17 protein-coding genes are annotated in these 19,834 nt (G+C 62.1%); 6 read left to right on the top strand and 11 right to left on the bottom strand.

What is annotated here, in order from left to right:
- Nucleotides 1-17: 17 nt before the first annotated feature.
- From CSC70_RS10760 to CSC70_RS10780, 5 genes are read left to right on the top strand one after another with little or no spacing between them, the layout of a single operon-like run.
- On the top strand, nucleotides 18-1,565 hold the full coding sequence (locus CSC70_RS10760) for a 4Fe-4S dicluster domain-containing protein (protein ID WP_162456638.1): 1,548 nt from the start codon (nucleotides 18-20) through the stop codon (nucleotides 1,563-1,565).
- Entirely contained in the window at nucleotides 1,565-2,068 is a 504-nt protein-coding gene (locus CSC70_RS10765; protein WP_162456639.1) for a FixH family protein, read from the top strand. Before CSC70_RS10760 ends, CSC70_RS10765 begins: the two co-directional genes overlap by 1 nt.
- Nucleotides 2,069-2,072: 4 nt before the next feature.
- Nucleotides 2,073-4,448, top strand: coding sequence for a heavy metal translocating P-type ATPase (locus CSC70_RS10770; RefSeq protein ID WP_162456640.1), 2,376 nt, complete (start codon nucleotides 2,073-2,075; stop codon nucleotides 4,446-4,448).
- Nucleotides 4,445-4,639 (top strand): cbb3-type cytochrome oxidase assembly protein CcoS, encoded by a 195-nt coding sequence (gene ccoS, locus CSC70_RS10775; RefSeq protein WP_162456641.1) that lies wholly within the window; start codon nucleotides 4,445-4,447, stop codon nucleotides 4,637-4,639. Before CSC70_RS10770 ends, ccoS begins: the two co-directional genes overlap by 4 nt.
- Nucleotides 4,629-5,354 (top strand): sulfite exporter TauE/SafE family protein, encoded by a 726-nt coding sequence (locus CSC70_RS10780; RefSeq protein ID WP_162456642.1) that lies wholly within the window; start codon nucleotides 4,629-4,631, stop codon nucleotides 5,352-5,354. Before ccoS ends, CSC70_RS10780 begins: the two co-directional genes overlap by 11 nt.
- 1 nt (nucleotide 5,355) lies before the next feature.
- Here CSC70_RS10780 and CSC70_RS10785 read toward each other — a convergent pair whose 3' ends face one another.
- The 9 genes from CSC70_RS10785 to CSC70_RS10820 all read right to left on the bottom strand — a co-directional run bounded on the left by CSC70_RS10785 (nucleotide 5,356) and on the right by CSC70_RS10820 (nucleotide 13,785).
- On the bottom strand, nucleotides 5,356-5,790 hold the full coding sequence (locus CSC70_RS10785; protein ID WP_162456643.1) for a group III truncated hemoglobin: 435 nt from the start codon (nucleotides 5,788-5,790) through the stop codon (nucleotides 5,356-5,358).
- Between the two features lie 28 nt (nucleotides 5,791-5,818).
- Nucleotides 5,819-7,234, bottom strand: coding sequence for an oxygen-independent coproporphyrinogen III oxidase (hemN, locus tag CSC70_RS10790; protein ID WP_211369473.1), 1,416 nt, complete (start codon nucleotides 7,232-7,234; stop codon nucleotides 5,819-5,821).
- 117 nt (nucleotides 7,235-7,351) lie between these two features.
- On the bottom strand, nucleotides 7,352-7,801 hold the full coding sequence (locus CSC70_RS10795; RefSeq protein ID WP_281349610.1) for a type IV pilin protein: 450 nt from the start codon (nucleotides 7,799-7,801) through the stop codon (nucleotides 7,352-7,354).
- 8 nt (nucleotides 7,802-7,809) lie between these two features.
- The gene (locus CSC70_RS14600) at nucleotides 7,810-11,106 is read right to left on the bottom strand and encodes a pilus assembly protein (protein ID WP_211369474.1); all 3,297 of its coding nucleotides are present in this window, start codon (nucleotides 11,104-11,106) and stop codon (nucleotides 7,810-7,812) included.
- 23 nt (nucleotides 11,107-11,129) lie between these two features.
- Nucleotides 11,130-11,672 carry a pilus assembly PilX family protein gene (locus tag CSC70_RS10805; RefSeq protein ID WP_162456644.1) on the bottom strand — a complete coding sequence of 181 codons (543 nt, stop codon included), beginning with the start codon at nucleotides 11,670-11,672 and terminating at the stop codon, nucleotides 11,130-11,132.
- The gene (locus CSC70_RS14730) at nucleotides 11,672-11,935 is read right to left on the bottom strand and encodes a PilW family protein (protein ID WP_246189402.1); all 264 of its coding nucleotides are present in this window, start codon (nucleotides 11,933-11,935) and stop codon (nucleotides 11,672-11,674) included. Before CSC70_RS14730 ends, CSC70_RS10805 begins: the two co-directional genes overlap by 1 nt.
- A 22-nt stretch (nucleotides 11,936-11,957) precedes the next feature.
- Nucleotides 11,958-12,719 carry a PilW family protein gene (locus CSC70_RS10810; protein WP_246189403.1) on the bottom strand — a complete coding sequence of 254 codons (762 nt, stop codon included), beginning with the start codon at nucleotides 12,717-12,719 and terminating at the stop codon, nucleotides 11,958-11,960.
- Nucleotides 12,716-13,147 (bottom strand): type IV pilus modification protein PilV, encoded by a 432-nt coding sequence (pilV, locus tag CSC70_RS10815; RefSeq protein WP_246189404.1) that lies wholly within the window; start codon nucleotides 13,145-13,147, stop codon nucleotides 12,716-12,718. The genes CSC70_RS10810 and pilV overlap by 4 nt, the downstream gene beginning before the upstream one ends.
- Nucleotides 13,148-13,215: 68 nt before the next feature.
- Entirely contained in the window at nucleotides 13,216-13,785 is a 570-nt protein-coding gene (locus tag CSC70_RS10820) for a GspH/FimT family pseudopilin (RefSeq protein WP_281349611.1), read from the bottom strand.
- 218 nt (nucleotides 13,786-14,003) lie between these two features.
- Between CSC70_RS10820 and CSC70_RS10825 the strand changes: the two genes are divergently transcribed.
- Nucleotides 14,004-14,999: a sensor histidine kinase gene (locus CSC70_RS10825; RefSeq protein ID WP_246189417.1), complete on the top strand. Its 996-nt coding sequence runs from the start codon at nucleotides 14,004-14,006 to the stop codon at nucleotides 14,997-14,999.
- On the opposite strand, the gene ppnN is transcribed toward CSC70_RS10825, so the two are convergent.
- Nucleotides 14,981-16,363 carry a nucleotide 5'-monophosphate nucleosidase PpnN gene (gene ppnN / locus CSC70_RS10830; RefSeq protein WP_162456646.1) on the bottom strand — a complete coding sequence of 461 codons (1,383 nt, stop codon included), beginning with the start codon at nucleotides 16,361-16,363 and terminating at the stop codon, nucleotides 14,981-14,983. The two genes, CSC70_RS10825 and ppnN, sit on opposite strands and share 19 nt — an antisense overlap.
- Before the next feature lie 110 nt (nucleotides 16,364-16,473).
- Nucleotides 16,474-19,674 carry a TonB-dependent receptor gene (locus CSC70_RS10835; protein WP_246189405.1) on the bottom strand — a complete coding sequence of 1,067 codons (3,201 nt, stop codon included), beginning with the start codon at nucleotides 19,672-19,674 and terminating at the stop codon, nucleotides 16,474-16,476.
- Nucleotides 19,675-19,834 lie beyond the last annotated feature (160 nt).

Here is a 19,834-nt window from a genome sequence, read left to right on the forward strand (position 1 = left end):
GATACCGGAGAAGTCGAATGAGCCGCCGCATTCCCGCCGACGTGGTCGACGACCAGGGCAATTCGCTCTACGTCAGCGAACGCAAGATCTACCCGCGCGACGTCTCCGGCACCCTGAACCGGCTGCGGGTGGCGGCGGTGTTCTGGCTGCTGGGCATGTTCTACCTGTTTCCGTGGCTGCGCTGGGACGGACGCCAGGCGGTGCTGTTCGACCTGCCGGCGCGCAAGTTCTACGTGTTCGGGCTGACCTTCTGGCCGCAGGACTTCCTGTTCCTGGCCCTGCTGCTGATCATCGCGGCGATGGCGCTGTTCTTCTTCACCACTCTGGCCGGACGCCTGTGGTGCGGCTACGCCTGCCCGCAGACGGTGTGGACCGAGGTGTTCCTGTGGATGGAGCGCTGGACCGAAGGCGACCGCAACGCGCGGATGAAGCTGGATGCAGCGCCGTGGAGTGCGCACAAGCTGCTGCGCAAGGGGAGCAAGCATCTGGTCTGGGCGCTGTTCGCGCTATGGACCGGCTTCACCTTCGTCGGTTTCTTCACTCCGATCACCGACCTGGCCGCGCGCCTGTTCGACCTGTCCTGGGGCGGCTGGGAAACCTTCTGGGTGCTGTTCTACGCCCTGGCCACCTGGGGCAACGCCGGTTTCCTGCGCGAGCAGGTGTGCAAGTACATGTGTCCGTATGCGCGCTTCCAGAGCGCGATGTTCGACCGCAACACCCTGATCATCGCCTACGACCCGATGCGCGGCGAGCCGCGCGGTCCGCGCAAGCGCGGCCTCGGCAGCGTGTTGGACCGCGCACGCGGCCTGCTGGACAAGCAGACCGCCTACGACTACGTGTTCCGCGCCAACCGGCATCCCACCGCCGCCGACAACCGCTTGCAGGCGCACGGCACCATCACCTTCGACGCTGGCGCCGGGGCGGCGATCGAGCCGCTGCCGAAGTTTTCCACCGAGGAACTGGGCGACTGCGTGGACTGCACGATCTGCGTGCAGGTCTGCCCCACCGGCATCGACATCCGCAACGGCCTGCAATACGAATGCATCGCCTGCGGCGCCTGCATCGACGCTTGCGACGAGGTCATGCAGAAGGTCGGCTATCCGAAGGGACTGATCCGCTATTCCACCCAGAACGCGATCGACGGCAAGCCCAGTCGGGTGCTGCGGCCGCGCATCTTCGTCTACGGCGCGCTGCTGCTGGCCCTGTGCGCGCTGTGGGTGTGGGGCGTGAGCGCGCGCAGCGAATTGATCGTCGAGGTGCTGCGCGACCGCAATGCGCTGTACCGCGAACTGGCCGATGGTGGCGTCGAGAACAGCTACACGCTGAAGATCGTCAACAAGTCCGATCACGCGCAGGATTACCACATCGCGCTGGAAACTTCGGCACCGGGCATCGCTTTGCGCGACAATGAGGCGAATGTGAGCGTGGCCGCCGGCCAGGTCCTGTCCGCGCCGGTGGTGCTGGTCGCCCCGGCCGGCACCGACGGACGCCACGAAGTGCGTTTCGTCGTCGAAGGCGGCGGCGCGCGCGAGGAAATCGACAGCAGCTTCTTCGGACCGATGTGATGGACAACGACAACCGCCCCTTCTGGCGCACCCCCGCAATGTGGCTGGTGCTGGGACTGCCGCTGGCCGCGGTGGTGGCCGGCATCGCCCTGGTCGTGACCTCGATCCGTAGTGGCAGCAGCGATGCGGTGATCGACGATGTCCAGCGCGTCTCGCAGATCCAGACCACCGATCTGGGCCCGGACGAACTGGCAAGCCAGCTCAAGCTCAGCGCCGTGCTGCGCTTGCTGGAAGACGGCGGCGGCGTGGAAGTGATTCCGGTGTCCGGCGATTTCCCGCGCCAGGACAGCCTAGTGCTGGTCTTGCAGCATCCGACCGAAGCGGACCAGGATCTGCGGCTGGAACTGACGCCGTCGGACACCGGCTGGCGCGCCGACGCCGAAGTCAGCGACCGTCACGACTGGATCCTGCAACTGTCCCCCGCTGATGGCCACTGGCGCCTGCGCGGACGCGTTCCCAAGCAGCTGCATGCCGCCCGCCTGGCACCGTCGTTGAAGCCGTGACGGCATGGCGGACGATCCCGCAAGCGCGGGCTGCTACCACTGCGGCGAACCGCTGCCGGCGCAACCGGTCCTGAGCCCGTCCGGCGGGCAGACCCGCCGCTTCTGCTGCCAGGGCTGCGCCGCCGCCGCCGACTGGATCGCCGAATCGCACCTGGACGATTACTATCGCCTGCGCACCGCGCCGTCGGCGCGGGTCGGCACCGACACCATCGATCTGTCTCAGTGGGATCGCGAGGAATTGCTGCGCGAGCACGCGCACGACATCGAAGGCGGCCGCAGCATCACCCTGCTCACCGACGGCATGCGCTGCGCCGCCTGCGCGTGGCTGATCGACCGCGCCCTGAGCCGCGAGGATGGCGTGCTGGACGTCACCGCCAACGCGGTCACCGGGCGTATCCGGATCGGCTGGGACCCGCAACGCACGCCGCTGTCGCCGATCCTGCAGCGGTTGTCGCAACTGGGCTATCGCCCCTATCTGGCCGCCGGCGACGCCAGCGAACAGGCCCGTGCCAGCGAACGCCGGCGCTGGCTGCTGCGGCTGGGCGTGGCCGGCCTGGGCGCGCTGCAGGCGATGATGTTCGCCGAAGCGCTGTACCTGGATTTCGACCAGCAAATGGCGCCGGCCACCCGCGACTTCTTCCGCTGGATCACCTTCCTGGTCGCCACCCCGGTCGTGTTCTACTCCGGCTGGCCGTTCTTGGCCGGTTGCTGGCGCGAACTGCGCCAGCGCCACATCGGCATGGACACGCTGATCGCCACCTCGACCCTGCTGGCCTACTTCGCCAGCCTGGTCGAAACCGTGCGCGGCGGCCGCCACGTCTGGTACGACGCGGCGGTGATGTTCGTGTTCCTGCTGCTGGCCGCGCGCATGCTGGAACAGCGCGCGCGCAACATCGCCAATGCGCAGGTCGACGCACTGGCGCGGGCACGCCCGGTGTTCGCCGTGCGCGAGCGCAACGACGGCAGCCGCGAGTCGGTGCCGCTGTCCGAACTCCGCGCCGGCGACACGGTCTGCATCGGCGTCGGCGACAACGCGCCGGCCGATGGCGCCCTGCTCGAACGCGACGCCTGGTTCGAGGAGTCGCTGCTGACCGGCGAATCCGGCCCGGTGCACAAGCGCATCGGCGAGGAAATCTTTGCAGGTACCAGCTGCCGCGAAGCCCCGGTGCGGCTGCGGGTCACCCGGACCGGCCCCGATACCCGGCTGTCGCAACTGACCCGACTGGTGGAACAGGCACAGGCGCATCGACCGCGCATCGCGCACGTCGCCGACCGGGTCGGCACCCGCTTCGTTTCCGCGCTGCTGCTGGTGGCCGTGATCGTCGGCCTGGGCTGGCGCCTGTACGACCCCGACCGCGCCTTCGAGGTCACCCTGTCGCTGTTGGTCATCAGCTGTCCCTGCGCGCTGTCGCTGTCGGTACCCGCCGCGCTGGCCACCGCGCACGGCACGCTGGCGCGGCTGGGCGTGCTGGCCACCCGCGCCGATGCGCTGGAAACGCTGGCCAGGGCTACCGATGTCGTATTCGACAAGACCGGCACGCTGGGCCAGACCCAGCCCGCATTGGCCGATGTGCAAATCTTCGACGGATTCGACCCGGCGGCCGCGCGCCGCATCGCCGCCGCGCTGGAACGCGACGCCAACCACCCCATCGCCGCCGCCTTCGCCGACGACGACGCCGGCATGCGGGTCGATGCTCTTCAGGCCGTTCCCGGCCAGGGCATCGAAGGCGAAGTCGAAGGCCGTCGCTGGCGGCTGGGCCAGGCCGGGTTCACCACCGGCCGCGACGACGATGGCGCCCTGTGGCTGGGCGACGGCGAACGTCCCGTTGCCCGCTTCAGCCTGCAGGAATCGCCGCGCACCGATGCCGCCGCCGCGCTGCAACGGCTGCGCGAACTCGGCCTGCGCCTGCATCTGGCCAGCGGCGACGGCCACGACGCCGTCGCGCGCTTCGCGCAGGAACTCGGCATCGACCGTGCGCTGGCACGGCAATCGCCGGAGGGCAAGCTGGCCCTGGTTCGCAGACTGCAATCGGAAGGACGCGTGGTGGCGATGGTCGGCGACGGTCTCAACGATGCGCCGGTGCTGGCCGGCGCCGATGTCTCCATCGCCATGGGCGAAGGTGCCGCGCTGGCCCAGCGCGCGGCCGATCTGGTACTGGCCGGAACCCAACTGGCCCGCATTCCGGCCACCATCGCCGTGGCCCGCCGCACCCGCCGGATCATCGCCGAAAACCTCATCTGGGCGTTGGGCTACAACCTGATCGCCATCCCGCTGGCCGCCAGCGGCCGGGTCACTCCCTGGGTCGCCGCGCTGGGCATGGCGCTATCCTCGCTGATCGTCACCCTGAATGCGCTGCGCCTGGCGCGGAGTCCCGCATGAGAATTCTGCTGTTGCTGGTACCGATCAGTCTGGTGCTGCTGGGCATCGCCGTGTGGGCCTTCGTCTGGGCGGTGCGCCGTGGCCAGTTCGACGATCTGGATACGCCGGCGCTGGACGTGCTGGTCGACGACGAGGAACGCGAGCCGAAACCGCCGCCGCGTTCGAACACGGATTCCGGCGATGCCGGTTGACTGGCTGGTGCTGCTGGCCGCGTTGACCAGCGGCCTGCTCGGCGGACTGCACTGCACGGCCATGTGCGGCGGCATCGCCACCGGCTTTTCCGCGGCTTCGCCCGGCGGCGGCTGGAGCATGGCGCTGCAGGCCAACCTGGGACGCGTCGGTGGCTATGTGCTGGCTGGCGCCATCGTCGGCGGCTTCGGTCACGGCCTGCTGGGGCTGCTGCGCAATCCGTGGGTCGGCGTCGGCCTGCGCCTGCTGGTCGGCCTAGCGCTGATCGTCGTCGCCTTGCGCCTGCTCGGCCGCAACGGCTGGCTGGCGTTCCTGCCGCGCCCCGGGAACCGCGTGTGGGCCTGGCTGCAACCATTGCAGCGGCGCCTGCTGCCGGCCGATACGGCGGCGCGGCGGATCGGGCTGGGCCTGCTGTGGGGCTGGCTGCCCTGCGGCTTGAGCTACAGCCTGCTGTCGGTGGCGTGGATGCAGGCCAGTGCCTTCAACGGCGCCCTGACCATGCTGGCCTTCGGCCTGGGTACCTTGCCGGTCATGCTGCCGCTGACCTGGTCGGGCCAACGCGTCGGCCGCTGGCTGCAACGCCCCGGCCTGCGCGGACTCGCGGCCGGCTTCCTGCTGCTGACCGGGCTGCTGACGATCACCGCACCGTGGCTGATGCGGGTCCCCGCACTGCATGCCACGCTGAAGGCGCTGGGTTGCGCGCCATTGCCGGGCTGAGTCAACCCGCCAGCAGCGGCCGCGGCGGCGCGGCGGGATTCATGGCCAGCTGGTAGCGCTGCCAGAAGGTATCGGCGATCTGTCTGGCCATGTCGTCCGCCTGCGAGCGCATCGCCTCGTTGCCGGATTCGGCCGTTGCCTGCCGGAACAGCTGCAGCCAGCGCAGGAACATCTCCGCGCTCAATTCCTTCAATTGCAGGTGCTTGCGCATCGGCATGCCCTGGAAGCGCCGGGTGCCACGCAGCATCGCCGACCAGAAATCCGTGAGCAGAGCCAGATGCGCCGGCCAGTCCGCGACATGCGCATCGAATACCGGCCCCAGCAAGGCGTCCCGGCGCGCGCGGTCGTAGAACCGCTGCACCAACGCGGCGATCTCGTCTTCACTGCACAAATCCGGACCCGGCCGGCGCGGCTTCTCGGTCGAACTTTCGGTCATGGCATCCCTTCCTGCGCGCTATCCGGATTCAGATCGCGCGCGAATACTGTCCCTTGCCGGACTCGTCCAGATAACGGTCGAAACACATCGCCAAGGTCCGCAGCAGGGCGCGGCCGCGCTGGGTCGCGCGGATGCGATCCGGCGTGCGCAGAACCAGTCCATCGTCCTGCAGCGCATCGATCCTCTGCAATGCCTTGGCGAAATACATCTGGAAGTCCACGCCATGCCTGCGCTCGACCTCCTGTACATCGATCACGCCCTGGCACATCAGTTGCTGGATCACATCCGCGCGCAGCACGTCGTCGGCATCCATCCGCATCCCGCGCCAGACTGGAAGCCGGTCTTCGTCGATTCGCGATTCCCACTCGGGCAGGTCGCGGCAATTCTGCGAAAAACAGTCACCAACATGGCTGATCGCACTCACGCCCAAGCCCACCAGATCGGTATCAGCATGGGTGGTATATCCCATGAAATTACGATGCAACCCGCCTTCGGCCTGCGCCCGCGCCAGATCGTCGCCAGGCAAGGCGAAATGATCCATGCCGATGTACAGATAGCCCGCCGCCGACAGCTTTTCGACCGCCAGTCCCAGCAAGTCCAGTCGTGCCTCGGGCGGTGGCAGCTCCTCGTCGCGAATCTGCCGCTGGGCGCGGAACATCGTCGGCAGGTGCGCGTAGCCGTAGATCGCCAGCCGGTCCGGTCGCGCCGCGATGGTCGTATCCAAGGTGGCGCCGAAACCCTTGAGGGTCTGCTTCGGCAGGCCATAGATCAGATCGACGTTGACCGATCGCATGCCGTACTGCCGGCAGGCATCGATCACCTCCAGGGTATCGTCGATCCCCTGTACCCGGTTGATCGCATGTTGCACCGCCGGATCGAAATCCTGCACCCCGAGGCTAGCTCGGTTGAAGCCGATCGCCGACAAAGCGGCGATCTCTTCTGCGCCGACGAAACGCGGGTCCAGTTCGATGGAGAAATCGCGACCGGACTCCCGGCTGAACTCGAGATTCCGACCCAAGGCATCGACCAGCTCGCCGATCAGCTGCGGGCTCAGGAAGTTCGGCGTGCCGCCGCCGAGATGGAGTTGCACGACCTCACGGTCGCGCGAGAACAGCGGCGCCACCATCCGGATCTCGTGCTGCAGACGCTCCAGATAGGCACGTCCGCGCGTCTTGTCGCGAGTGATGACGCGGTTGCAGCCGCAATAGAAACACGGGCTCTGGCAGTATGGAACATGCACGTACAGCGACAGATTGCGTACCGGCTCCGAATCGTTGCTCCGCCGCACCATTTCGGCGTAATCGCTGCTGCCGAAGTCGCTGTGGAAATGCGGAGCCGTCGGATACGAGGTATATCGCGGACCCGGTCGGTCATACCGGCGCAGCAGGTCCGCATCGAACGTCCAGCGACGCATCGCATTGGCAATGGGCACGATTTCAGCCATGCCTCCAGTATCCCGATCCATCGGGAAAGGCTCCTTGATCAGGATCAACCCGGACTGTTGGTAAAGCCTATCGACCGGCCCCGTCCCTGCCCTTCCGGGCAAGAACCAGCCGCCGGATCACCAGCAGTCCGCCTGCGTGCCGGTACCCGTCTGCCCCCTGGCCCCCTGCGCATTGATCGAGAGCGTGCCGCATTTGCTATCCGGCTGGCTGCTGGTGGGTGTAGCCGTGATGCTGTACGTCTTTGCTCCAGGAGCCCCATTGAACGCTATCGTGTAGAAACTATTCAGATCCTGACCACACTGGGCCAAGGTCGGCGGGGCGTTGGGATCGTTATAGGTCAGATGCGTCGTGTAATAGCGCTCCATGAACTGCGCTCGCTCCTGCAAGCAGGTCGTAGCCGCCGCACGTCGCGACTTGATCACGAAGTGCTGGTAACTCGCATTGGCAATCGTGGCCAGAATCGCCACAATTGCCACCACGATCATCAGTTCGATCAGCGTGAATCCGAATTGAATGTTCCTGCCAGAAAAACGACAACCATTTGTCATCACCCTAGAAATTTTCATATGCCTGCCTAATCACCGATTATTTCGCGCCACGAAACCCGCCCTGTTGTCGTATTCAGGTCAACGGGGAAATCACTGACACCTCCGCTGGATCCACCCACCACAGCAAGATTGTTGAGGATTGCAGGCAGAGAAGGCATGCCGACACTTGGATCAATGGAGCCGACCGACACAGGAAGCCCCGTTCCGGGATCAATGGTCTCGTCGGAATAAAACCCATCGCCATCAATATCGAAGAACGATGTAGTGAGGCTGGTGCCACTGAATGCATCCAATGCATTGATGAATCCGGTACCGCCTGGCAAGCAAGGATCCATGTCCGGAATGATGGTGGAAGCAATAAACGTACTGGCTATGACCTGAATATCACTGACCACCCTTTCCCCCTCGGGTGTTCCCGGAGGGTTCGGCGGAGTGAGCAAATCGATGTACCAGCCTCGCTTAGATTCGTCCAGATAACCATGCGGCTCAAACCCTCTGATTGCCGATCCATTAGCGGCAGTGCCGGCAACGATGATGTTGCGCTGCTGAAGCTGCAAACTGCGGGAAGTGACTGCTGTCATGCCATCCTTGATTCCGTACAGACTTTGCACCTCATGATTAGATACATCGTCAAGAGACATGAATCGCCCAGTACCAAAGAAAACCCATAGCTCATAGGTATTCGGATCGCGTGCGAGTGCCGGCGCCGAAGTGATCGGCTGCCGCTCACCATCGGCATTCACAGCAGTGAACATCAGCAGCCTGTTACTTGCCGAGGCCCATGCCGTCGTGCTGGCGGAAGACAAATTGAACTTCCAGAGATTACCGCTCAGATCTCCCGCAAAGACATAATCTACCGTACCGTTTCCATCGATATCGCGAGTTGTAGCAGCCATCAAGCCATTCGGCTGTGCGGACGACCCTTCACCCGTATCGATCTCCGCCAGCAGCGTACCATTCAACGCATACACAAGCAGCACCGCCCGTTCATTCTGGCTATTCACACCATTCGGAACGATGACTCCTACCTGCCCATTATTGAGCTTGGCAATGATAGGCTGCCCCAGAACTTGCCCCATGTTCAACCCCGGCGTCTCGGTACGCTCCCACCTGACATCGGAATCGTCGAAAGTATTCGGATGCGTTACATCCAGTGAATAAATCCCCTTCCCTCCACGCCCCAACGCGCCCACGAGAACGCTTTGAGCCGGAGTCTGGCTGCGACGGGAAATGGAAATTGGTCCATCAACAAAATAGCGATGCTCGTAGTCCGGATCACTCAAAGTCGCCAGATCTGGAATGCTGATGCCTCCCGGCACATATGCAAATACTTCAGATCCGTCATCCGCATCGAAAGCATGCAACATGCCATCGTTGGCACCAACATAGACGACGTCGGTTCCCCTGTCATATGCAGGGGACGAATGAACGATATCCCCTAGCAGGTGGTTTCGATCTCTCAAGGTGCCGCCATTACCAATCTCCAGTGATCGATCGCCAGCTATGTAAGCCGCGTTATCTGCACCGGAGACCGAAGGAGAGTCCGTGCGCACAAGAGCTGCAATCTGAGATGATGTCGGGAAAGTTGCGCCCGTAACACCATTGTAGGTAATGATGTTGCGTCCCGTCGCGGGTATTCCCGCCGATGCATTCCATGAAGGAGTGCTACTAACCGTCAATCCGGTGATTGGATAGGAATTCAATTCTCCCGTCCATTTCCCCGAAATGAATCGGGCTTGGAATATTTCGGCTCCTGCATTGACCTGCGTTGAATTCGTCGAAACATTGGCAAAAGAGCCTGTTCGCTCAGTGATTGCTGCCAAGGCGGCGCGGAGTGCATTAGTAAATTCGTCAGCATCGTTCGCCAACACAAAGCTACCATGCCCGTTGATCGAGGCATGCCACAAATCATCAATGCTTCGCGAGGTGTTGTTGTCAGGAGATGGCCAACTGATTGCCCCCGAGGTCAATCCGGGGAGATCCGTACTTGGATCCAGTGTGCCGGCGGCACCAATCGAGATTGCGAATGTCGTCATGTGCTGCCAGAAAGCAGGATCAGCAGAAGACGTGGGCACGTTATTGCCGAGATCCGGACGCAGATCCCGGTTCCAGTAGTACATGGCGATGTCGGCCAACGAGTCGGAATACGTGCTCGTGTATGGAGGTGAAGGCGTGTACTGGTAGCTTCCGCCATTGGTAATGGACGGACCATTCACGCTATCAACTTCGCCTACCGAGTTTGAGTAGCCGCTGTCATTCCGATAACCATCAGTCGTCAGCAGCGTGAAGTTCTGTCGACAGCTGAATTGATCGACTCCAATCTCAGGGCCATACGGACCGGTGCTAGTATCGTTATCGCGATACAGTATTCCGGCCTTATTCAGAGCATCGCGCAACGGCGTATTGCCACTGGCCGTTGCCCCATACAACCGGGCATACCAAGTGGACTTGTTAGTGATGCTTCCGTCGTCCAGAAAAAGACCCGGATTACCGGTATCCACGATCCGGAACGGATTGCCGAACGTAATCGGGTTTCCAGTCATCGTTCTCGCATGAATGGTCCGGAAGCCTACGCGCATATTCTCACCCAACTCGCTGAAAGCTCGCCCAGTGCCCGCTTTGGCCACTTTCATACGGGTGCGATGGTAGGAATACCAGACGGCAAAATTTGCGCGCTCGTCCGCTTCATTGCGGCCGATTGGTGTAGTAAACGTACAGTTCTTCCACCTCCAAGTGGTGCCGCCCATGCCACTGGAACACCCTCGTCCAGTCTCGCCCTCGGGGTAGCTTCCTCCCTGCAGGTACTCCGACTGTACGACTCTTCCATCAGTATGTATCTGATAGCGCCAGTAATTCTTGGCATCTCCGAATGAACTCGGATCACCAGGATCCTTGGGGACATAAAAAGTCTGTGTGCCCGCATACAAATTGGTAGTCGCGCCACTGGCCAATTCAACGCTGGAATATACTGCGCCATAATTCAAGCCGCCCGTCATAGGCGACCCATTCGCCTGCAACCACGGCTTGTAGTCTGTGTACGGGTTGTAGTAAATCGTGTTGCGCGTATACGCAGACATGGCGATATTCAGCGTGCTCGTACTCGGCACGTTGTCCGGCATCCGCGTATATTCCATCGACCCTGAATCGTCGAGCACGAAAAGAATATTAGGAGGAATGCGGCCACTGGATTGCAACGGCTCGGCTGGAAATGCCACGTAAGCATTGGCCGGCAAGGCCAGCATGGTCACCAGAAAAGTCACCGATACTGACTGCAGATAAGCTCGCACGCGTCCGGACATGGATTCTTGAGAAGTGAATTTCATACGTGAATTCCTCATTACCCCGATCATGGCGCAATGTAATTGGATTGCAGGACAACACTTGCACGGTCAGCGCCCTGACTTCTTGCCGTCACTCGGTATAGCGGTCGCACGCAAAGCGGGTCCCCCGTGTATTTCGGATCCACGTTACATTCGAGCCAACTTTCCACTGTGCCTATATATTCGACAAAGAACTCGGGAGGCGAGGCATTGTCGCTGATCGCTGCTGTTGTCGCCGTTCTCCAGATGAAGCCCGGATCGGAAGCGCGATCAACGTCGGCAGGGTTAGGCGCTTCGCAAACGCCGGTAGAACAACCGGACCCGACAGCCGGCGGCTGACTATTGTGATCGATGGAATACTGCTCTGCCACCGCTTCGCCTTCTCGCAATGCCGCTTCGGCCGCCTGAAAATTGATGCTGCGGTCAAACATGTTGGCCGTCATCCTTTCCTCAAGCAATGTACCGCGCAATGCCGCCAAGCCGAGCAAGGTCATGATCAGAAGCAGGATCAAGACCACGATAAGCGAGGCGCCAGAAGAGTGTCTTTTGAAATTCGTGTTTGTACGCATCACGGATTCCTGTTGCGCAAGCTCGCCACCTGAATGACCCGACGCTCTATCGGGTTACCATCCGTCCCAGTGTTTCCTTGCCCAAGAAGATTTAAATCTATATTGACAGCAGTCACGTCGTTCCAGCCTGCCGCCGGAATCGTATCCGCAGCAGCATACTGATTGGTTCCGGGAAGCAGATATCTCAACGACATGTTCTGCACGTCCTCGAGGATTTCCTGGCTATTCAGCGTTCCGCCTGATGTCAAAATCGTCTGGTACAAAGATTCGCCACTTCCCGAGGAGCTATTCCCGATATACCAAGCTGCGGCATTGACTCGAGTTATGGAAGCATTTTCGCCAAAGGTGAATACCCCCCCCCGAAAGCCCGAGATTGGATATGGCATTCCCGGGAGAGCCGCCACCGACAGCATGAGCAATCGACGTGGTGCCTCCTCCATTGGTCATCTGGAAAATGGCGCCAAGACGCACCACACCTTCGCTCTCTGAGTTAGGCCCGCATACCAGTAGAATGTCTCCTGTGGAGAATCCATGGGCCGCGTTATTGACCGTGAATGTCGCTGCCGAAGGATCATGTGCTGTGACATTGGCAACGATATCTCCGCCAGACAACACCACCAGCGCATCCGTTCCAGCCACCCGCTGTGCGGCTGCGGAACCGAATGGAATGCCATTGATCGCCTCTGCTCCGGAATAGCCTCTAAGCGAGCCTCCCGTCGTCCCGATACCCCAATTGCTCCACCAGTTACTGGCCGGGGAATTCAGCACATTGACGATAGCCATGTTGCCCCAGCTATTGCAAGGATTCCCTCCTGCTTCACGCACATCTCTGGCCATCAGCTCAAAAGCGACGCGCGCACTCTCCTGTACGCGACCTAGACTTTCGGATGCACGATATGCCTGCTGGTTTGATAGAAATATGCCGATGGCAGCCGCGACAACCAGGAGGCCCAGCACCAACGCAACCATCAGCTCGATCAGACTGAAACCAGTGACATGCTGCGGCAGGAATCGCTGCTTGCGGGATTGGATAAAAATACTCCTCATAACTGAGTCACCGTTGTCACGCTTTCGGTCGTACTGCCTGCGCCGGTATTGCCTTGAGCACGGCTATCGTCCCACTGAACCACTACCGTACAGACCCCATTTCCATCGCAATTGATGCTGCCGCATGTGTTGGGACTATTCCCGAGAGTCGTTTCGAGGGAAGTAATCCAATTCGCAACATCCGTTTCTGCCAAGGCCCCCGTTCCAGGTGGAGCGCAGGTCAATGCACGGTTGTAATCGCCAGCAAGCGCCGCATCTCGATTTGCCCGCATTGCATCCAGGATGGCATAGGACTGGATTACCGCCTGGCTGCGCTCCAGTGAGCTCTGACCATTCTTGAGTGCAGTGGCCTGCATCGCAGCGATGCCCAATAACCCGATCCCCATGATCAGAACGGAAATCATTACTTCAAGCAGACCGACGCCCATCTGTCTGCCCGCGGAAGCGCCGTGCGCACGAGACCTCGATACCATTCTCACCCTATTGTCCGTTGACCTCATGGACAGGCTCCCGCATTGGAACTGGGTATAACATTGACACGACTGCCTGCCGCGATGTTCACGCTACGAATGTTCTCAGCAGGTCGTGTCGTCGGAATACAAACGACAATATTGGCAGCAAGCAATGCTCCAACGGCGTCCCGCGCCATGCCATCGGAACGGAAATCCACGCTGTCCACACCTGCGCTGAGCTCTACCGGCGCTTTCACCGAACCGGTGCGCAGCACTTCCAATGGCGATGTCCCGGGAATCACCGTCAGCCATGTCTCCCATGCTCCCGTCGCGCCGGCGCAGGTGGCGCCATCAGTACTGCGGCACACAGTGATGGTGCGGTTGCGGCGAATGGCCTCGGAACGCGCGAGCTGCAGATCGGCGACCAGGCTGTTGGCCTGGCCGGTCAGCCGGTTGCTGTTGATCAGGGAGGTAAAGCTGGGCACGGCCAGAGTGACCAGAATCGCCAGCACGGCGACAGTCACCATCAGTTCGATCAGCGTGAAGCCGTCATTCTGGCGAATATGAGAGATCATGCGCCCCAAGCGCATGGATGGCTGCAACGGACGCGACATGCGGTCCTTCCCCGGATTTATCACCCGGGTAAGCTAGTCCGAATGCTTTCCGTGCCGCCAGACATCACCGATAGGCGGCACGGCGGCACGCCCCAACGGCATCCAGGTTCCCCTAATCTCTCTTTAGAGGGCATCATCTGCCCGTGAACACCCCCGCCATCGACCGCATTGCGGATACATCGCCCGGCCCGCTGGACGTCCTCTGGCAGGCGCCGGTCATCACCTGGGTGGTGATCGCTGGAGAGGGCTTGGCCGCCATCCTGTCGATGGCCCCCGGCGTGACGATCGACCGCTGGGTCTATTTCGGACTGGCCTCGCTGGCCATCCAGTGGGTCCTGCTGCTGACCTTGGGCGGGCTATACCTGCTGCGCCAGCAGATCTCCACCGCCCGCCCCCTGCATATCGCCTATCTGGCCCTGAGCCTGTTGTTGATCGCCACCGGCCTGGTCTGGCTGGCGGCCTGGGCCGTGCTCGGCGAGAGCTGGTCGATCGGGCGCAATGCCTGGTACGGCATCCTGCTGCGCTTCGGCGGCATCGCGCTGTGCGTTGGCCTATTGGGTCTGGTCGCCTTCCAGAACCACTGGCGCACCCGGCAACTGGCCGTACAGGCCAAGCAGGCCGAACTGGAGGCGCTGCAGGCGCGCATCCATCCGCACTTCCTGTTCAACACCCTCAACACCGGTGCCGCGCTGGTGCACCAGCGCCCGGACGAGGCGGAAAACCTGCTGCTGGACCTGGCCGACCTGTTCCGTGCCGCCCTGTCCGGCCCCAGCCGGATACCGCTGGCCGACGAACTGACGCTGACCCGGCGTTATCTGGAAATCGAGGCATTGCGATTCGGCCCGCGACTACGGGTCGTCTGGTCATTGCCGGATACCCTGCCCCACATCGAAGTCCCGACCCTGAGCCTGCAGCCGCTGGCGGAAAATGCCATCCACCACGGCGTGGAGCCTTCGACCTCGGGCGGAGATATCCGGATCGAAGTCGACACGGATGCCGACACCGTCCGCATCCGCGTCCGCAACTCGTTATCGGCGACCGCTCCCGCCGAGGGAACCGGCCGCCATCACGTCGGTCTGAAGTCCGTGCAGGCGCGGATCGAGGCGATGACGCAGGGCCGCGGGCGGGTGGAAACGCAGGACCATGGCGACGAATTCATCGCCAGCATCACGCTTCCGTACCTGCCTGCCGCCGATCAGGTCGAGACCCGATAACAGGGACGATACTCGCCGGAAATCTTCATCCTGCGCTGCTGCACGAAGGCGCGCAGCAGGGCGTCCAGCGCCTGCATCATGTCCGCATCGCCACGGATCTCGAACGGACCGAACTCCTCGATCCGGCGCATGCCGTCTTCCTTCACGTTGCCGGCCACGATGCCGGAAAAGGCGCGGCGCAAATCTGCCGCCAGCGCATGCGCCGGCCGTCCACGATACAGATCAAGTGCCTTCATCGCCTCGTGCGTGGGAACGAACGGCTGCTGGTATTCCAGCGGCACGTCCAGCGCCCAGTTGAAGAAGAACGAGTCCTTCTGCGAAATCCGGTATTCGCGCACCTGCTTGATCCCGGCGGTCATCCTGCGCGCCACCGCGGCCGGATCGCCGATGATGATGTCGTACTTGGCCGCGGCCTCGTCGCCGAGGGTCAGGCGGATGAACTTGTCGATCTGCTCGAAATACGGCGCGGCGATGGTCGGGCCGCTCAGCACCAGCGGGAACGGCAATCCGGCGTTTTCCTCGCGCAGCAGGATGCCCAGCAGGTACAGGATTTCCTCGGCCGTGCCGACGCCGCCCGGGAACACGATGATGCCGTGGCCGATGCGGACGAAAGCCTCCAGCCGCTTCTCGATGTCCGGCATGATCACCAAGTGGTTGACGATCGGATTCGGCGATTCGGCGGCGATGATTCCCGGCTCGGTGATGCCGATGTAGCGCGTGGTGCGCCGGCGCTGCTTGGCATGGGCGATGGTCGCGCCCTTCATCGGACCCTTCATCGCGCCCGGCCCGCAGCCGGTGCAGATGTCCAGCCCGCGCAGGCCCAGCTCGTAACCGACCTGTTTGGTGTACAGATACTCCTCGCGAGAGATCGAATGCCCGCCCCAGCACACCACCAGGTTCGGCGGCGCCGGTTGCAGGATGCGTGCGTTGCGCAGCAATCCGAACACCGCATTGGTGATGCCCGCCGAGGTATCCAGTTCGGCCTCGAATTGCGGCCCCAGCTCGATCGCCGTGTACGCCAGATCGCGCACCACCGAGAACAGCAATTCGGCGATACCGCGGATGATCGTGCCGTCGACGAAAGCGACCGATGGCGCGTTGACCAGATCGATGCGCACGCCACGATCGTGCTGCTGTACCTGGATGTCGAAATCGGGATAGAGATCGCGCGCCGCGCGCGGATCGTCCGAAGCGCTGCCGCTGGTCAGCACCGCCAGTGCGCAGCGGCGCAGCAGTTCATGCATGCCGCCGCTGGAAGCATCCCGCAGGCGTGCCACTTCCGTGCGCGACAACACGTCCAGCCCGCCGCGCGGATAGATCTGCGCGTCCTGTACCGGCAACGCCCTCGATGCCGTATTGCTCATAGATCGTCCCATGTCGTATTCAAGTCGGGCGACTTTAGCGCCCCGGCCCGGAAAAGGAAACGGCCGAGTTGCCCCGGCCGTTTCGGCACTTCGACACTGATCGTCCGGGATCAGAACTCGTAACGCAGGGTCAGCAACGCCGACCAGCGCGAGACAAGGCGGGACGGGTACGAGGAGCTGGAATCGTACACGTACACGCTTTCCGGGCTGCTGCTGCGGCTGAGGTCATACTCGTAGGTGCCATCGGCATTGACGCCGGCAAGGTATGCCAGATAACGCGTGTTATCCGAGAAGGTCTCGCCCTCGGTCTGCCCCCAATCCTTGTTCAACAGGTTGAGGAAGTTGTAGATATCCAGGCGGACAACGGCCTTGTGCTCCTTGAAGAAGCCGGGCAGTTCCTGCTGAATGCCGAGGTCGAGCTGATTGACCCACGAATAATGGTCCTCGTTGCGTCCTGCAATCGAGCCACGCCGTGAGGCAAGGTACGGATTGCTGTCGATGAACGCATGGAACGCCGCGATCTGCTCGGGCGTCGCCGAACCGTAACTCACCAGCGGATCGTTGATCAGCGGGATATAGGCCGGATCCTGGTAGATGCGGTCGCCGTTGGCATCGCCGTCGAACGTCCAGGTGTAGGGCAAGCCGTCATGACCGTTGTAGTAGGCCGCAACGCTGGTCTTGTAATCGCCGAAGAACGCATGTTCCCAGCCCAGCGAGGCTTTCACCGAAAGCGGGATGACGCGACCGGCCGTGGTGGCGATTTCCTGGTTCGGATTGACGCGGGACACATACTGGTAGGAAGAGAACGCCTGCGAACTGCCGTCCGAAGCGACTTCGGTCGCGTGGGTGTAGGTCACGCTGAGGCCGCCGAACCAGCCGTCGCTCAGCGGCTTGTCCAACGCGAACGTCACCGCTGTGCTGGCGCCCTTGTCGGTATTGCCGAGCAAGGTGGAGTTGTAGGCGAATGCCGGATCCAGGCCACAGTTCTTGTTGCTGTTGGACGTCGATCCGCCCAGCGTGCACCAGTAGCTCTCGCGCCCGTCGGCCAGGACGCCCTGCGGCGTGCCGATGTTCAACGCCTGATAGAAGATGCCATCACGATTCCTGATGTGCTGCACTTCGACCGAACCGATCAGGCCCAACCACGGCAGTTCGGCGTCGTAGCCCAGGCTAACCTTCCACACGGTCGGCAACTTGAAGTCAGGATCGATCACATCCACCTGGCATGGGGCCGAGGCCGTGCAATCCACACTGCCGGAGATGTCGGCGCCCGGCGGGATGGGCATGTTGTACGGATCGGTGGGATCGTACGGCAGGGTGCTCGGGTCATCCCAGGAGAAGCGCCGGGCCGTCACGCCGGTGTTCTGGTACGGATTGGCCAGCCACACGAACGGCGGAATGCTCTGGAACGCGCCGATACCACCGCGCAACTGCGAATAGCGCTCGGTGTCGAAGGTGTAATTGAAGGAGAAACGCGGCAGGATGACCTTGTTGTCCGTCCCCAGCTTGTAGGCGTTGGTGAAGCCGAATGCCTCCTCGAAACCGGGGGAGACTTCCGGCGCCTTGTCGGCCTTGGGAATGTTGACGCGCACGCCGTACTGGATGGACAGCTTGTCGGTTACCTGCCAGATATCCTGGATGAAGGGACTGATCTGGGAATAGACCAGCGCGGCAGCGGTATCCGCCTCGGAATACGAGCCGACCGGACGACGGACGGCATAGCTGTAGTAATCGCCTGCCTCGAACTCGTCCAGACCGGTGCCGTTGCCATTCTTGTCACGGAACTGGTATTCGCCGTGCAGGGTCTTGCCGTAGAGGTTGAACACGTCGTGACGCTGGAAGTCGACGCCGCCCTTGATGGTGTGGTTGCCGGCATAGTACGTGCCCGACAGTGATGCGGCCAGCTGCTTGGTGTTGATCTGGTTTTCGTGCCGGTTGTCGTCCTCGCCGATGAATATCCTGCCATCCTCGACATAGACGATCGATTCGGTATTGTCGACGAACGCACCATCGATCTGGTCGAATTTCTGCTGGCTCACCTTGAATTCGGTGCTGAAATTATCCGTCCAGTCACTGAAAAGTTGCAGGCTGGTGTTCTTGGATTCGACGTTCCTGAAATACCAGTGATTGGTCAGGATTGCCGTGTTCGAGGACAGGTCGTACGGAATCGGGCGCGCTTCCTCCGTCTGCTGGTAGGTCAGACTGGCGCGATGATAGTCATTGATGTTCCAGTCGATCTTGGCCAGATAGCGCTTGTTTTTCAGAACCGAGTCCAGTGCGCCATAGGCATTGTCCTTGACGCCCCACGAGTCGGCAATGGCGATCGCTTGATTCACCTCGTCCATCGAGATCAGGCCGTTGGCCACGCCGTCGGCGGGAGTGGCGCCGCCGAATTCGGAAATTTCCTGTTCTTCGTACGAAGCGAAGAAGAACAACTTGTCCTTGATGATCGGACCGCCGATGGTCACACCATAGGTCTCGTCCTTGTCGAACAGGTCATAGTCCTGGCCATCGCGTGAGGCAACCATGCTGCCGGCATCCTTCATCGCGTAATACACCGAACCATGGAACTCGTTGGTACCGGACTTGGTGACCGCGTTGATGGTTGCGCCGACGGTGTCCTGCGACACGTCATAGTCGGACACCTTGATGTCGTAGGCTTCGATGGTATCCACCGAAATCGGGCTGCCGGTATAAGGCATGCCGTTGCTGTTCAGGCCGAAGGGGTCGTTCTGCGACAGGCCGTCGACCATGATGTTGTTGAAGCGGTTGTTCACGCCGGCAACCGAGATCGAACCACCCGCCTGGTCGATGACGGTGACGCGCGGGTCGAGGCGAGCCACGTCGTCAAGCGAGCGGTTACCCTGCGGCAGAAGCTCCAACTGGCGACCGCTGACCGAAGTACCCACACCCTTGTTGTCCGGCGTGAACACGTCCAGGCCGCGACTGCCGACGACAGCCACCGTGCCCAGGGTGGTGGCATCGCCCGAACCCAGTTGCGCATCGACATTGCCGACCTTGTTCAGTTCCAGGTACACGCCTTCCTCGGTATCGGTACCCGTCCCAGCCTTGGTCACGGTGATCGTGTACGGACCGCCCACACGCAGGCCGCGGGCCACGTAACGGCCGCTGGCATCGGTGGTGGCGCGGCTGACCGTACCGGACTCGACGTGGGTGATGGTGACCTCGGCACCCGCAACCGGCGCCCCGCTGCTGTCGATGACTTGGCCGCCAACACCGGAGGAGGTGCTCTGCGCGAACGCCGGCGCGGCAGCCAGCGCGGCCACGAGGCCCAGGGTGAGTTTGGACATCCGGAGACAGCGTTGATTCATGGCTTGGGGTCCCTTGCGTGGTTTGAATGACTTGAAGTGGAAACGGGTCGACGGACAGGCCATACGACGCATGCGGGTCGCCCCGCCAGGGAGGCGCCCCACTGTCGAAACTATGGAATACCTGCAACCTTCCAACCGG

It is taken from the genome of Pseudoxanthomonas kalamensis DSM 18571, assembly GCF_010211745.1.
GTDB lineage: Bacteria > Pseudomonadota > Gammaproteobacteria > Xanthomonadales > Xanthomonadaceae > Pseudoxanthomonas_A > Pseudoxanthomonas_A kalamensis.